This is a genomic window from Bradyrhizobium manausense (genome assembly GCF_001440035.1).
Classification (GTDB): Bacteria; Pseudomonadota; Alphaproteobacteria; order Rhizobiales; family Xanthobacteraceae; genus Bradyrhizobium; species Bradyrhizobium manausense.
Genome location: NZ_LJYG01000109.1, coordinates 29,211 through 43,640, shown reverse-complemented (window position 1 = coordinate 43,640; position 14,430 = coordinate 29,211). Strand labels below are relative to the sequence as shown.

Sequence of the window (14,430 nt, the reverse complement as noted above, 5' to 3'; positions counted from 1 at the left end):
TGGGGGCCACTCCGCGCCGCACGCGGGTCCCTACTATGGACCGCTGGACCGATCTCCAGGCCATCCCGCCCGTCTTGACCAGGAAGACCATTTCCAGCACGCATAAACACGTCAGTCGTGTTCGCCTCCGCAAGTGATCACCATCGTCTGGAAACCGTGATCACGATCGCCTGGAATCGCTGATCGCCATCCCTGGAATACGCACCAAGACCACCGACAAGCGGATTCTGAAGCTCTTGGACAAGCCGCCCCCGCAAGGGTTCGCGCGCTGGACCGGCCCTCTGTTGGCCGAGGCGCTGGGTGATGTTGACGTCCAATATGTCTGGCGGTTCCTGCGCAGCCACAAGATGGACCTGGTGGCTCGCAAGTCCTTGTGCGAGAGCAACGATCCGAACTTTACGGCTAAAGCCGCCGATGTTGTCGGCCTCTACGTCGCCCCGCCCGCGAAGGCGATTGTGCTATGCGTGGACGAGAAGCCCTCGATCCAGGCTTTGGAACGAGCGCAGGGCTATCTGAAGCTGCCCAACGGCCGCGCCTTGACGGGCCAGAGCCACGACTACAAGCGGCATGGCACGACAACGCTGTTTGCGGCGCTTGAGGTGGCCACCGGAAAGATCGTCGCGACGCATTCGAAGCGCCGTCGCCGGGTCGAGTTTCTCGACTTCATAAACAGCGTCACCGAGGCCTATCCGGGCCGAAAAGCTTCATGTCATTCTCGACAATCTCAACACCCACAAAAAGAACGAGGACTGGCTTGAGGCCCATCCCAACGTGCAATTTCATTTCACGCCGACAAGTGCGTCCTGGCTCAATCAGGTCGAGGTATGGTTTTCGATCCTGCAGGGGCAGTCGCTCAGCGGCACCTCCTTCACAAGCCTCAAGCAACTTCAGGATCACATCGATGCCTACGTCAACGCATACAACGAAAGAGCCGAGCCCTTCGTCTGGACCAAGAAAAAGGTCCGTCAACGTCGCTTCAAAGGCCGACGTATCACTCAGCTCTGATTCCGGGTACTAGAGACAAAAACTACCTTTCGGTTAAGATTTGGATTAAACTATGATATTCGTCGAAGGGCAGCATCAGTGACCTTCGACCCGGGCAGAGCAACGCGACACCGTGGCCGAACGGCCGCGGATATAAGATTGCCTTGACTGCAAGTTGAACCGAAATCCCACAGTGATAGTGGGGCGCGCACCACTACGTCTTGGCTGACGCGCGAAATTTTTCAGCATGCTCCGCGGCCACAGCTAAGGATCGAGATAACTCACGTGCCTGCCCCGGCGTCACTTGGAGGTGAACGCCGACGACGCCCGCAATGGCAATGGAGATTTCATCATCCATCTGCTCAACTATGATGGCAGCCGACTTGTCGATCTCGATCTCGGCAATACGTCCAATGACAACATCCTGTTCATTCGCCATCACGATACGGCCCATTTATGATCGGTTCGACTGGAGCTGGAGCGGCGGGACCCTATCCGTAGAATCGAATCAAAAGGCGGATAGCAAAGAACGCGCCCGCGGCTGCCACTGCCGTCATGGCTATCGCGGAAACTATTCTAGCGGGTTGGATGGCGGTCTCCTGCCGTTGATTTGAGGCTAGCGATCTTGGTGGGCAGTTTCACATGCTTCCTCCCTTACGAGCGACGGTCCCTATAAGGCATTATCCCCGAAGGCGAACTGCGGCGCACCTACCAGGATGGTGGGGTCTCATGAAGATTTACCGGCCTTGCTGTGGCAATTACCATTCGGCTCAATCCTGCTTTTTGACAAACTGAAGGACCACACTGGCAGGACTTTTGTCCTTACACGATCGTCTTTAGACAACGCCTCCACCCAGCCACTGACAATGCTTTCTGCGGCTGGTCTGAGCCCCGCAAACTCCTCCAAGAATGGGTAGAGTCCGTCACCTCTGAGGAGATGGACCATGAAGCCAAGTCGGTTCACAGAAGAGATGGGGTATTCGGTCCCGATCGCCTGACCTATTTGCTGCGCGGCACGTTTTGACTGACGATCATGGATCAACTCTATCCGAAGGAGAAACGTCATGATCTACGTCGGCCTCGATGTTTCGCTGAATTCCGTTGCGGTATGTGCGGTGGACGAGACCGGAAAGCTTATCCGGGAGGGAACGACGTTGGCGGACGCGCCATCGATTGTGCAGTACCTCGAACCATGGGCTGGTCAAGTTGAACGGGTGGGCCTTGAGGCAGGACCGACGTCAGAATGGCTGACCGCAAATCTAATCGAACTGGGGCTGCCGGCCGTCAGTTTGGAACCCCGCCAAGTTAAGGCGGCGCTTTCGGCCATGCCGGTGAAGACCGATCGGAATGACGCCCGTGGGATCGCGCAGGTGGTGAGAACGGGATGGTTCAAGCCTGTTCACGTCAAGAGCATCGGCAGCCAAGGGGCGCGGACGCTGGCCGCGGCTCGCAAGCATATCGTCCGCTCCATCGCTGCCACAGAGCAAGTCATCCGCGGACTTCTGCGTCCGCTCGGTCTCAAAGTCGGAATCGTCTCGCGGACTCTGTTCGCGACGCGAGTTCGTGAGTTGGTCGGCGATGACGCCTTGCTGGAGGCGATCATGAATCCACTGCTTGCCGGACGCGAAGCGCTGATGCGGGAGTACGCCCGACTGCATCGTCTGGTTCTGAAGGCCGTGCGCAGTGACCCGGCTTGTCGGCTCTTGATGAGATGCCAGGGATCGGCCCGGTCTCTGCGTTGACCTTCCGCTCCACTGTGGACGATCCCAGGCGATTCCTGCATTCCCAATCCGTCGGCGCCTATACGGGTTGACGCCCCGGCGATACCAATCTGGCGAGGTTGATCGGGTGGGACGGATCACAAAAGTCGGAGATGGAGAGACGCGCACAGCCCTGTTCGAAGCTGCCAACGTCGTTCTCAGGCCATCAACCCGATGGTCTCCGATGAAGGCTTGGGCGGTGCGTGTTGCCCCCCGCCAAGGAAGCAAGCGTGCGAAGGTCGCGCTGGCCAGAAAGATGGCTGTCGTCCTTCACTGAATGTGGGTTGATGGAACCGAATTCCGATGGACGGCGGTGGCGTAAGGACGCCATCGTCATCCCAAGAGACGCCCGTCGCGGGGCGTGGGGATGGTCGAGTTCGTATGATCTGTCGTGGCGTCCGCCCTCCAGGTCGGGTGACTACGCCGAAGAGCTTGAACCGACCATTCAACCGAATTCCATCGTGTGGCGGCTTTGCCGACCACGAACAGAAGCAAGGTACCCGCGGCACGCGCTCTTAAGGGATTGACAGAAGCAGACCGAAAATACAGAAGCAGATCATCGGGATTTTGCGGGAACAGGAGGCGGGTGTGGCGACGGCTGATGTCTGCCGCAAACACGGGATCTCGAGCGCAACCTTCTACAAATGGAAGGCCAAGTACGGTGGCCTGGAGGTATCCGATGCCAAGCGGCTGAAGGCATTGGAGGACGAGAACGCCAAGCTGAAGAAGCTCCTGGCCGAGGCGATGCTCGACAACGCCATGCTCAAGGACGTTGCGTCAAAAAAATGGTGACGCCCGCCGCGAGGCGAGAGGCCGTCGCTCGTCTGCGGACCACCTTCGAGATGAGCGAACGGCGGGCGTGCAAAGCCTTGGGGGCAGACCGCGCATCGGTGCGCTATCGCAGTGGGCGAGCCGATGATGCGGCCGTACGCACCCGCCTGCGCGAGCTGGCGGCGATCCGCCGCCGGTTCGGCTACCGTCGTCTGCTGGTGCTGATGCGCCGCGAGGGGCTGGTCATGAACCAAAAGAAGTTTCGACGTCTGTATCGCGAGGAACGGCTGCAAGTCCGCCGGCGTGGCGGCCGTAAACGGGCGCTCGGCACCAGGGCGCCAATGGCGATCCCGCAAGGCGCCAACCAGCGCTGGAGTCTCGACTTTCTGTCGGATGCGTTCGCCGATGGCCGACGGTTCCGGATTCTGGCTGTGGTCGACGACTTCACCGCGAATGCCTGGCGCTCGTCGCCGATACTTCGCTGCCGGGCCTGCGGGTCACACGCGAGCTCGATGTCATCATTGCCTGGCGCGGCCGGCCAGCGATCGCCTCGAACTTCTCCCAGCTCACATACCCTTCATGAGTGTTGGGCTTCAGCGTCAGCCATTCGTTCCGCGCCTTGCGGCGGATGTTCACGCTCACGCCCGCGGTGCTGTATCCCGCCGCCACAGCTGTCTTACCATAGGCATAGGCGCCGCCGTAGACCGGGTTCTCAATGATCCGGTGGATGGCAGAGTAGTTTGGTCGCCGCCAGGCCGTGTCGCCGTTGGTCTGCTTCACCGGCAGATCGAGATTGTACTCGTGGAGCCAGCAGAGCGCCTGTCGCGCGCTTCCCAGTTCCTCGACCTTGTCGAACACCAGCTTGATCGCTTCCTGGACACGCTGATCCGGGTCTTTCTCATAACGGTCGCCGGCCTTCACGAAGCCGACGGGCGCTGTCACAACCAGCTCGCCCCGGCGCGCCTTCTCGTATCGGGCCGAGAGCGAGCGCTGGCGCAACAGATCCAGCTCGTACTCATTGAGGCTACCTTTGAGCCCGAGCAGCAGGCGGTCGTTGCCGTGCCTTGGCGCATAGATAGTCTCTTGATCGACCAGAACGGTATCGACCACGCGGCACATCTCGATGAGTTGCTGCCAATCCCGGCTGTTGCGGGCGAAGCACGAGACCTCGCGGGCGCAAACCGCACCAACCTTGCCGAGGCAAACCTCCGCCACCATTCGCTCGAATCCGGCGCGTTGTGTGCCGCCGGCGGCTGAACGACCGAGATCATCATCGAACACTTCAATTTCTGACCACCCGAGTGCCGTCAGCCGGTCTCGCATGGCGTATTGCAGCGCACTGCTCTCGCGATTGTGCAACACCTGATGGGCCGAAGATTGACGCACGTAAAGAATCGCCTTGCGCTCCAGATGATGAGGCCTGACCTTGTCAGAGATCATGATCGACCTCCTTCGCGCGCGGCGTCGCTGTCATCGCAGCATGGTCGAGGATCAACTGCGTCATCAGGCTCGTGAGCGCTGCCCGCGCTTCTGCGGGCAGATCCAGCCATGTGGGCGCGCCGATGGCGCCGTTCGACGGGCCACTCCCGAACAGATCCATCTGCTGCTGCGGCCGCGGTAGTCGATTGTGTCGGTATCCGCCCGCCGGCACTGCTGTCTGCCGTGACATGAGTCTCTCGCCGATTCTGGTCGTGAGAGGCTCTGGATGCGCCAGCAAGCAGGGCAGCTGATGGCGTTCGATCCTTCAGCGCCAGATCGAGAAGCGCAGAGAGCGCCGCAAGTGCGTCAATGCTGACAAACGGCTGAGCTGTCAAAGGCTCAGCGTCAGGGCATGCCGCCCGATCGAACATCCATGCTGGAACCTCCAACCATCGATCCGCTTGTGATCCATCAAGAGAGCAGCATAAAGCGACATCATCAGCCTTCTCGACGCTTCCATGAACGCAAACTCGGCGACCAAACCAGGGATGATGTCGATAAAGAACCTCGCGAAGAACGGTCCTGTGGGCGTTCTTGAGCCTTGTTGTACAACAACGCCCGGCCGCACAGCGCCCTGGGCAACCTCACGCCGACCGAATACGCCAAACGCAACGCTCTTGGGCCGCAACGGGACGGGACGCTGCGCTATGCCGATGGCTCCGCGCCCGCCCCGTTGCTTCACCGAGCCCCTTGGGCTCACATTCAACCGGGACTCTTTCCATTGCTGGATGAAGCGAGGGGCTCAGACCACGGCGAGCGGCCACAGGCCAGCCATGGTCGTTGCACCATTGTCGTCTCTCTCTCCACAGGTGAGGCCAGCAGTGCCATCCAATGCCCGGAAAACTACGGGCCCAACCGCGAAATAACGATTGGCCACAAACGGTAGTCGTCCGGAATTCCCTCAACCTGAGGATCGCTCTACAAAAGTTATCGCGATGGTTGTTGAGTTCGGAATCATGTGGGAAGCGCCAACAAGAATAACGGAGAATGAAGGACATGAGCCTGGAGCGACAGTACCGAGAGCTAAAGGATTTGCAAGAAAAGGTCCGTCAACGGGAAGGGAAGGATTGGTCCCGGCGGTCCCTCGAAAGGCAGTCGGTGTGGCGAGAGGTTCTTCTCTCAATTCCAGGACACATCACCTCCGAGCCATGCCTGGTGCGTGATCTATCCAGTAGAGGCGCTGGCATTCAGCTTAACGGACTCACGCTTTTGCCGACGGAGTTTTCGCTTTCTTTCGATGGGTTTCGCACCAGCTCTCCTTGTCGCCTCATCTGGCGACAGGGAGACTTCATCGGGCTGGCGTTCCAAGACACGGGCCTATATTCAGCCCTCGTGGAACCGAATACGAAGCCTGCTTTGCGGTAGAGCCGCATAGGGGATCGAACCCAGATCTGCGAGCTGTGATTTGAGCTTGGAAATGGACCCAAAAGAGGGAAAAGATCAGAAGTAGAGCCAAAATCGGAGGCTTTCAATCGTACTCAAGTTAGCCGGGATTAGTCAGACTTTATCACTTTTGGGCAACGCGTGGGCGACCACGCAGTATTATTAGCAAAGACGATACGGCAGAATCATAACGTAAAAGCCGCCATATGGCGGCTTCTGCGTCGAAGAGACCAAGCTGGCGACCTAGGAAGTGAGCCCTGAACGATTTATCATCGTCGACGATCGACGTATCGACAGCGAACGTCATTTTGACAACACTTTCCTGTCTGCCTCGAACGCTTCCTGATCTTTCGGGCCGGCAAGCTCAAACCATGAGCCGGGTGCATACGTGGCGATAAGCTTGGCAAAGAACGATTGGGGCTCCCAATCTTGGCCTTCGCGCTTCTCGAAAATGACGACTCCGTCGCGGGTGAAATAACTAGGTCCGGGAACATTGCAGTCGACCGAAAGCTCGACGCGCCAGAGGCCGCCCTTCGCGGTTTGCTGCTCATCTATCATTGGCGAGTAATGCACTCCAACCGGCTCGCCGATAGAACAGCGGCCACGCCGCAGAAGATCGCCCAACTTGCCCTGCGCAGTGGTTACGAAGTTGAAGTTAGCGGGACTATGCAGAAAGTGACGGTTCACGCCGCTTTCCTCGTTTGTGACTTCGTCCGTAATGAGCGAGAGCGCGAACGCCTGCCAGCCGAGTTCCATCGGCTTTGCGTAAGGTGCCACAATTTTCACAGTGCCATCGGGCGCCACCACCCAGGTCACAGTATATTGTTCGTTTGTTTTATCGGCCCGGTGTTTGGCCCACGAAAAGATAACTGGCTCGCCCGAGTCGGTCTTTTGACCAACCTCCCATCCCCTGGGGATGAAGTGTGCTACCTTTGAGACCTTAGTGAAGATTTGCTCCGCTGTCTCATCATCCTGCGCTCGCCAAGTTGATTTGACCTTGTCGATAAGCGGATTGTCGCTCGTACGAACACCATCGCTCTTACCGGCCAGCCCGCCCGGAAAAATGAACCATACGACAAAGCCGACAGAGAGACCAAGCCCGAGACAAAACAAAAGCACGCGCCTATCGATCATTTTCGCTTCCCCGAGCAGGTGGTTCTTATATCCGTTGTTGTTTGGGGGGCGGCGGCGACTTATGGAGCATGGCGATAATTCCCACGAGACCGTGTCGGGATCGTTCAGTTCGGGATCGGAGTCCGGAGGGAATAGCGCGCCGTCGGCCCTATTTCACGCGTGGCCGATTGCTTAACTTACCGCAGGCCGACGGACATGTTTCAAACGATCCAATATCTTTGAGCCTTCGCTGAACGATTTCGACCAAGATTGCTCCGCAAAATCCAGGTGGCACTTCAGTAGCTCAGCCGGGGTTTTCGAGTCGGCAAGAGCTCTCAGAAAAGCAGCCTGGTCGTGCAGAGAGGAAGCAGCCAATCTTAACGTGTCATTCAGTGCCGCGGCGAACAAGTTCGTTGTCGCTTCGATTGATTTTTGCCATTCCGGAAACGTAAATGAAAGGCGCGCTGCAGCTGCGTCCTTTTCTCCAAGACGATCAGTCGCGCCACCTGCTACAGGGGGTGACGCCTCGGCCAGTTCGGGCTCACGTGCTCGCCGTTGGCGTTTCTCATCTTCGTGTATAGTCGCGGTCATCCGATCTCTCCCGGAAAGGATTTCTGCGTGCTCAGTGGCTCGCTGCTCAGTTTCAATCAGCAGCTTCCGAGGGTACCACCACCCTCAACATGTCACACCTGCCTTATCTGGTAGCGTTCGATCGTGAGGGAGAAGCAGACCTTCCTTAAGCCTCAGTCCTCAAGGAACAATGTGAAGTTCGCTAACGATTCTGGAAAGCAGTTGAAGGCCAGGCCACTTCTCGCGCACATACCGACGCGTCTGACCGCCTCCCAGCGCGACCGGAGAAAGACCGGTTTGCCCTTCTTGCCTTGCAGTCCGGCGTGCCGGTTGAGCGCTCGAAACGTCAATGGAATGGGTCAAGAATATGCTGCTCGATTTGAAGAAATCGATTGATGACGCAAACGCTAATAAGAAGCGTAGCGCGTAAGCCGCTCAAGCAACAAACCTTGTGGTGAAAGCGCATTGGAAGGAGTTGACGCGTTGATGGCGGTGCTCGTTTCTCAAGCGAGACTGCGGGCCATCGCTCGTCACCGAGCCTTTTGGACACGTTTTACAACCTGTGGTATGGTAGCGCTAGTTAGCTGAACTCCTCTGTCGCGTGTGGCATGCGAGCAATCGTGCTCGTAGCGGGCAGATCGGCAGAGGAGAAACACAATGACTATCCCAGCTAACGGCGTTGTCCTCGGGAAATCTCAGAGAATGTTGAAAGCGTCATGGCGGTTATTTTGCGTGACGTGCGCCGCCTTTCTAGTCACTGCACCATCGCTACTCATTCATTCTGCGATCGGTAGTAAGCAGCAGCCGGCTCCAGCTGTCATGATCGTGATTGTCGAGGGGCTCGGATCGCTCATCGGAGTATTAGCCATCATAATGTTCTCTCTGGTCACCCTACGGAGCTTAATTGCACGTTGAGCGATGTAGAGACAACCCTCTTAGGGACGCCATGGCGTTATTTGGCGTCCCTCATCAATGCACTTTCCAAGGGCTGGAGGGCGGTCCAAGCCCATCTCGGTCGGCGCGCTATTTGAACAAGAGACCAAAACCAGAGGATGCAATACAAAGCAACCGGCCACTTCTGCAGATCCAACACTGATGATGAGAATATGTAGCCAAAATAGAGGCCGATCCCATTGAATAAAAGGATTAAAAGAACGGCCGAAAAATCGTGCGATCTCCGATGCTGATCTGCGCGGGCACGATACCGAAAGTCACTATTATAACTCGGCAAGCTCAATGAGGCTGATACTCCTAGTAGCTCGTCACAGTGATTTTGACGGTTTGATCCCGAGCTAGGTTAGGATCGGCAAGTTGTCTGGGGGCACGAGGATTTCGATGCTTCTGGGGCACCGGCTCGACGGCAAATGAGTCCATTTCGTTCGAGGGTCGCAATCATCTGGTGGACTGAAGGCGGGCTGGCGCAGAAGTGGCGCTGCATGTCGGTTTCGGCGGGGGGGCGTCAGAACATGCACGAGTAGGTATAGATGAAAGCCAGGTAGTGGCCCTACTTCTCGGTAAAGCGCGCGTCTGATTTTTGACTCATCGATTGATTCGTCCATGGCGTCCGACAGGGAGGAAACGAATGAATGTACGGTACCCGGATCGAATTAAGCCAAGCCGAGCGGGACAACCTGACCTGGATGCTGAGTGGCGGCAAACATACCGCCGTAAGATCGAGCGGGCGCAGATTTTGCTAGACTAGCAGCCGATATTGGCGGCCGCGACGAGCAGATTGCCCGGACCGTCAGAGTAAGCGTCTCCACCGTCAACCGGACCAAGCGCCCGCCGGCCGGAGGCGCGGGACGCGCTGCCAGCCGACGCGATGGTCAAGCTCTCTGATCATGACGGGTTGTCGGGCACGACCGAGCGTCGCCGGCTTGCCGAGAATGACCTCAAGCCGTGGCGCACGGGATATGTGGTGCATTCTCTATGTCGATGGCGAGTGCGTCGCCCGCATGAAAGATGTACTTGATCTCTATATGCTGAAGCGCCTGATTCCGGGCGACCGCTCGTCCGCTTCGACGAGGCCCCGTCCAGCTCATCGGCGAGGTGCACCGATTCCGCCCGAACGGGGAAGGTGCGAGCGCTACGATTATGAGTACCGCCGCAACGGCACCGCTCGATCTGCAAGCCGATCGTAGCGAGGTGGACTTGAATCGGCACGCCCTCGTATAGCTCGTTCCCCCTTTCTTTATACTGATCACCCACCTCCATATAATTGAACATTGGTGGCCAGCCAGCTATCGGAGCGTAGCCTCTCGATGGCAATTTCCTCCACGATGATCGGTCGGATGATCTTCATGGAGCAAAGCTGCAGCAGCGAATGATTGAACGAAATTTAACCGGATCGACTACGCCTGGTGCGTCAGAGGCGAACGATCGCAATCTAGCTTTGGATTTCGCCAAAGTGGATCGACCGGCATCAGAACCTGCTCATCATCGGCCCAACCGGCGTCGGCAAAAGCTGGATTGCTTGCGCGCTCGGCCACAAGGCCTGCCGGGACAGCCGCTTCGTCCTCTATCAGAGGCTGCCGCGGCTGTTCGAGGCGCTTATCCTCGCGCGGGGCGACGGCCGCCATGCTCGACTCCTCAGGACCCTGGCCCGCGTCGAGCTCCTGATCCTTGATGACTGGGGACTTGCCCCGATGACCGCCGAGCAGCGACGTGACCGGCTGGAGATGATGGAGGATCGCCATGGCCGCGCTCAACCGTGGTGACAAGCCAGCTCCCGGTCGAGCATTGGCACGAGATCATCGGCAATCCAACCATCGCTGACGCCATCCTCGATCGCCTCGTGCACAACGCCCACAGGCTCACACTCAAGGGCGAGAGCCTGCGCAAAGCCGAAGCCAAGCGGCAGAAGCTTGACGACGAGCCCACCAACTGACCTGGTGAGGCGGGCTCTCGCGACGACGTCGTCATCAGGTGGCCGGGATCATCAGAATCCCCGGCCGGCTTCAATCGGTATAGGCGGCCGGCTTCGCTCGGAATACACGGCCGACTTCGTCGGAATGCGCATCATAGTGTCAGTACGGTCGACATGATCGCTGGCCTGAACCGCCAACTGGCGGGATGGGCAGCGTTCTACAAGTTCACCGACTTCACCGCGCACGTATTCCGGCGCATCGACCATGTCGTATTCTGGAAAATGGCGCACTGGCTGGGGCACAAATACCGATCTCGCATCAAACCTTTAATGCGGAAATGGTATCGAGCCCCGGAACCGGGCAAGGCGAAAACCTGGCTCGTGTTTGGTTGGAATGAACGGGGCGGACCGCACGGAAAAGCACTCTACAGGCCTGTCTCAAGTCCGAAGGCGTAATTCCGGTGGCGCAATCCGGAGGAAAATCCCTACATTTCCGAAAAGAAGCCCGCAGCACTGTCATCTCGCACTATCATGATGTTGCTATGGCCATGGGCCAAGCTTGAACGGAGAGCCGTATGCGCTGAAAGGTGCACGTACGGTTCGGGGAGGAGAAGCGCGTTCGCGCTTCTTACTCCACTCCCGATGGCGCGCGGCTTCGTCTATCTGGCGGTGGTGCTCGACTGGTTCAGCCGCCGCGTGCTGTCGTGGCGCGTATCGATCACCATGGAGGCGACGTTCTGTGTCGAGACGCTTCAGGATGCCCTGGCGCGTCACGGCAAGCCGGACGTCTTCAAACACCGATCAGGGCAGCCTGTTCACCGGACAGGCCTTTTATAGCGGCGTGCTCGCCGACAACGGCATTGCGATCAGCATGGACGGCAAGGGAGCCTGGTGGGACAACGTGTTCGTCGAACGGCTATGGCGCAGCGTCAAATACGAGGAGGTGTACCTGCGGGCCTATGACAGCGTCAGCGAGGCGCGCAACTCGATCGGCCGATATCTCGACTTTTATAACACCAGACGTCCCCACTCGATCCTTGACGGCAGCACGCCGGATCAAGCCTATTTCAACCCACTGCCACTCCGCATGGCAGCCTAACCACGGCAGACGCTCCACTTATCGATGCGGAGATTCTGTTCAGACAATCGGGACCAGCTCAGTCGCGTCGCGGCCTCATCGATCGCCTCGGCGTCGATGGTATCGTTCTTGTTTGACTTAATCGAATTGCGCGGGGACCAGGCGCACCTTGTGACCAAGTGCCTGTATGTTCCGGGCGAGCCACTGTGAACCGGCGCAGGATTCCATGCCAACTATGCTTGGTTGTGCGCGCAAAGAACTGAAGAAGGATGTCCTGTCGAAAGCGAACTTTCTGAATGGGTGTGCCGTCGCAGCTCAGGCCAACGACGTGGAACAGGTTCTTGCCATGTCGATTCCATAGACAGCCGCCGGTCGCGGCAAATTGCGATGCGCCATGATTCTCTCCTCTTTTGATCTGACCTTCCTATGGTGAAGGAGGAGGACGGGGCGGACCATCACCATTAATGGTGACGCCGCCGCCAAGCGGCGTCGCCCATCTCCGAGGCGCCTACGCAAGCTTCGCCCACGGTACGGCGTATTGGTGGACGATCTTGGCTGTCGGCAGCGGATGTCGCGCGAGCATGGCCCGGAAGCGCGACCGCGGTAGATTGCTGTGGCGGTCGGGTTGTGAACTAATAAGGATTGAAGTGCCAGTTCTCCCAGATTTCACGGCGTGACCGGTCGGGATCCGCAACCGCCTTAGAATCCGCTGACCACACCATCAGAATGTGTGTGTTTGTATCATAGGAAGGCCATTTCGGCACGCCATCGCCATTGGGGTCTCCCTTTTTTGCGAAGTTCGTCCACGCGGTCAACATCTGATTAGTCAGCCGAAGGATTTCCGGGCCTGGGGCCTTCGACAGGGCAGGACCACCTGGAATTTGGCTAAAATCGGCGGTTCCGAACATGAATGGAAGTTCAATCGCATGAAACGCGCCCAAAGCGGGCAGCGCAGGATCGAGATACTTTGGTGGCACATGCCAAGTGAAGCGATAGAGCCACACCTTGCCACCCGAGGCCGATTGGCGCTCAGCCAGGTGTGTTGCCGGTTGCGTCATTACCACGTCATCAACCAGCGCCGCTTCGATTGTTCTTTGATCCGTTATCCCAAGGACCTTCTCATAGGTGCGCCTGAGCTTGCCTTTTGCTTTCTCCCGTTCCTCCTCTGAGGTGTCCCGTATGGAGGGTAACATAGAGAAGACATCGATCTTTGCGCCCAGATCGGTGTCTTCCACGTACGGATTGCGGAACTTGCTGTCATACATTGCCCAGTAGTTCATTTCGTTTGCATTCGCGCCAATCATGATCTCAACATGTCTCGACGTTCCGGAGGCGAATGCTTCGGCAGGATCGAGGGCGACCAACGAACCATCTGAGATGGGGGCGAAGACACCATCCGGCTCACCGGTAGCCTGGGCCTGCAGCAATAGATCTCGAACGGGCGCCGCTTTGATGTGGGCCATGGTCTTTAAGGATCCGACGTCCATGATCTTTTTCGCCGCCGCTTCCGCGGATCTCCTGGTGCGAATTAGATTGTAGGCCCCGCTCTGCAGGATCGCCCGTTGAAATGTTTTTTTTAGCGAGGGAGACACGAGGAGTGCGGCGATTGAGATCGAACCGGCCGATTCACCGAATACCGTGACATTATCAGAGTCCCCGCCGAGCGCCGACGCGTTGCGGCGGACCCAATCCAGCGCGGCGATCTGGTCGCGCAGGCCGTTGTTGCCGCTACCGGAATAGGACGAATCGAGTGCCCCCAGCTCCGCAAATCCCAGGAAGCCGATACGGTAGTTGATCGTGACGACGACCACATCCTTTCGAGCAAGTGCTGCCCCGTTATAAATGTCCGACGCGCCACCGACGATGAAGCCACCGCCCGGAAGATAGATCATGATTGGCAGATTCCTGACCTGCTTCGCAGGCTTCCAGACATTCAGGTATAGACAATCTTCATCCTCGAACAAACGAGTGTTGACGCCGCCTACGACAACTTCATGCGCTATGGCCGCTTTGGGATAGTTTTCGAGCGGATCCTCAATTTGTGGACATATCGTCCGATAGTTCGCTGCCTCAAGAATTCCTTGCCAATGATTAGGCAAAGATGGCGGGCGGAATCGCAAATCGCTCACCGGCGGAGCCGCGTAGGGAATTCCTTTGAGGCTCAGGATCCCATCCTCGATCACCCCTTTTGCCATTCCTCCCTCAAGTGTTACGCATCCGGGACATGTTTCGTCCGATGCCGCTGCCACGGCACTTGTCGAGAACATCACAAATCTCAATAAGATCATTATGATTGACTTGGTTCGCACCGAAACACTCCTGCATAGAGACGGCCTATATAATGCGGCCTAGCTACAGTGTGTTGTTGAAGCATTTACAATGCCAAGTCCTATTTGGCCGGCGCGGCAACAGATCCGGCGGCACAG

General features: G+C 57.8%; 7 protein-coding genes and 8 pseudogenes. 7 read left to right on the top strand and 8 right to left on the bottom strand.

Annotated features, from left to right (window positions below; all coding sequences use genetic code 11):
* Positions 1 to 197: 197 nt before the first annotated feature.
* Positions 198 to 1,005, top strand: a pseudogene (locus AOQ71_RS44265) (IS630 family transposase); the annotation flags it as partial.
* 193 nt (positions 1,006 to 1,198) lie between these two features.
* On the opposite strand, the gene AOQ71_RS44260 reads toward AOQ71_RS44265, so the two are convergent.
* Positions 1,199 to 1,438 carry a hypothetical protein gene (locus AOQ71_RS44260; protein ID WP_245317323.1) on the bottom strand — a complete coding sequence of 80 codons (240 nt, stop codon included), beginning with the start codon at positions 1,436 to 1,438 and terminating at the stop codon, positions 1,199 to 1,201.
* 610 nt (positions 1,439 to 2,048) lie between these two features.
* Between AOQ71_RS44260 and AOQ71_RS34380 the strand changes: the two are divergent.
* Both AOQ71_RS34380 and AOQ71_RS44255 read left to right on the top strand, forming a co-directional pair.
* A pseudogene (locus tag AOQ71_RS34380) lies at positions 2,049 to 3,021 on the top strand (IS110 family RNA-guided transposase).
* A gap of 245 nt (positions 3,022 to 3,266) precedes the next feature.
* Positions 3,267 to 4,086, top strand: a pseudogene (locus tag AOQ71_RS44255) (IS3 family transposase); the annotation flags it as partial.
* Between the two features lie 26 nt (positions 4,087 to 4,112).
* On the opposite strand, the pseudogene AOQ71_RS34370 reads toward AOQ71_RS44255, so the two are convergent.
* From AOQ71_RS34370 to AOQ71_RS50050, 5 genes and pseudogenes are all read right to left on the bottom strand, one after another.
* Positions 4,113 to 4,955: pseudogene (locus AOQ71_RS34370) on the bottom strand (recombinase family protein); the annotation flags it as partial.
* Entirely contained in the window at positions 4,945 to 5,115 is a 171-nt protein-coding gene (locus AOQ71_RS44250) for a hypothetical protein (protein ID WP_157083761.1), read from the bottom strand. The pseudogene AOQ71_RS34370 and the gene AOQ71_RS44250, both read right to left, overlap by 11 nt.
* Before the next feature lie 1,565 nt (positions 5,116 to 6,680).
* Positions 6,681 to 7,511 carry a hypothetical protein gene (locus AOQ71_RS34350; RefSeq protein ID WP_057756822.1) on the bottom strand — a complete coding sequence of 277 codons (831 nt, stop codon included), beginning with the start codon at positions 7,509 to 7,511 and terminating at the stop codon, positions 6,681 to 6,683.
* Between the two features lie 171 nt (positions 7,512 to 7,682).
* Positions 7,683 to 8,081, bottom strand: coding sequence for a phasin family protein (locus AOQ71_RS44245; RefSeq protein WP_083514709.1), 399 nt, complete (start codon positions 8,079 to 8,081; stop codon positions 7,683 to 7,685).
* A 1,276-nt stretch (positions 8,082 to 9,357) separates the two neighbouring features.
* Complete coding sequence (locus AOQ71_RS50050) at positions 9,358 to 9,456, bottom strand: hypothetical protein (RefSeq protein WP_347336725.1); 99 nt, start codon at positions 9,454 to 9,456, stop codon at positions 9,358 to 9,360.
* Positions 9,457 to 9,642: 186 nt separating this feature from the next.
* Here AOQ71_RS50050 and AOQ71_RS49075 point away from each other — a divergent pair.
* The 4 genes and pseudogenes from AOQ71_RS49075 to AOQ71_RS34330 all read left to right on the top strand — a co-directional run.
* Positions 9,643 to 10,180: pseudogene (locus AOQ71_RS49075) on the top strand (helix-turn-helix domain-containing protein); the annotation flags it as partial.
* 306 nt (positions 10,181 to 10,486) lie between these two features.
* Positions 10,487 to 10,947 (top strand): annotated as a pseudogene (locus AOQ71_RS44230) (ATP-binding protein); the annotation flags it as partial.
* Positions 10,948 to 11,100: 153 nt separating this feature from the next.
* Positions 11,101 to 11,382, top strand: a complete 282-nt coding sequence (locus tag AOQ71_RS34335; RefSeq protein WP_057756818.1) for a group II intron maturase-specific domain-containing protein — start codon at positions 11,101 to 11,103, stop codon at positions 11,380 to 11,382.
* A 171-nt stretch (positions 11,383 to 11,553) separates the two neighbouring features.
* Positions 11,554 to 12,025 (top strand): annotated as a pseudogene (locus tag AOQ71_RS34330) (transposase); the annotation flags it as partial.
* 62 nt (positions 12,026 to 12,087) lie between these two features.
* On the opposite strand, the pseudogene AOQ71_RS50465 reads toward AOQ71_RS34330, so the two are convergent.
* Both AOQ71_RS50465 and AOQ71_RS34325 read right to left on the bottom strand, forming a co-directional pair.
* Positions 12,088 to 12,400: pseudogene (locus AOQ71_RS50465) on the bottom strand (IS110 family transposase); the annotation flags it as partial.
* A 236-nt stretch (positions 12,401 to 12,636) separates the two neighbouring features.
* Positions 12,637 to 14,199: a carboxylesterase/lipase family protein gene (locus AOQ71_RS34325; RefSeq protein ID WP_057756816.1), complete on the bottom strand. Its 1,563-nt coding sequence runs from the start codon at positions 14,197 to 14,199 to the stop codon at positions 12,637 to 12,639.
* Between the last annotated feature and the right edge of the window lie 231 nt (positions 14,200 to 14,430).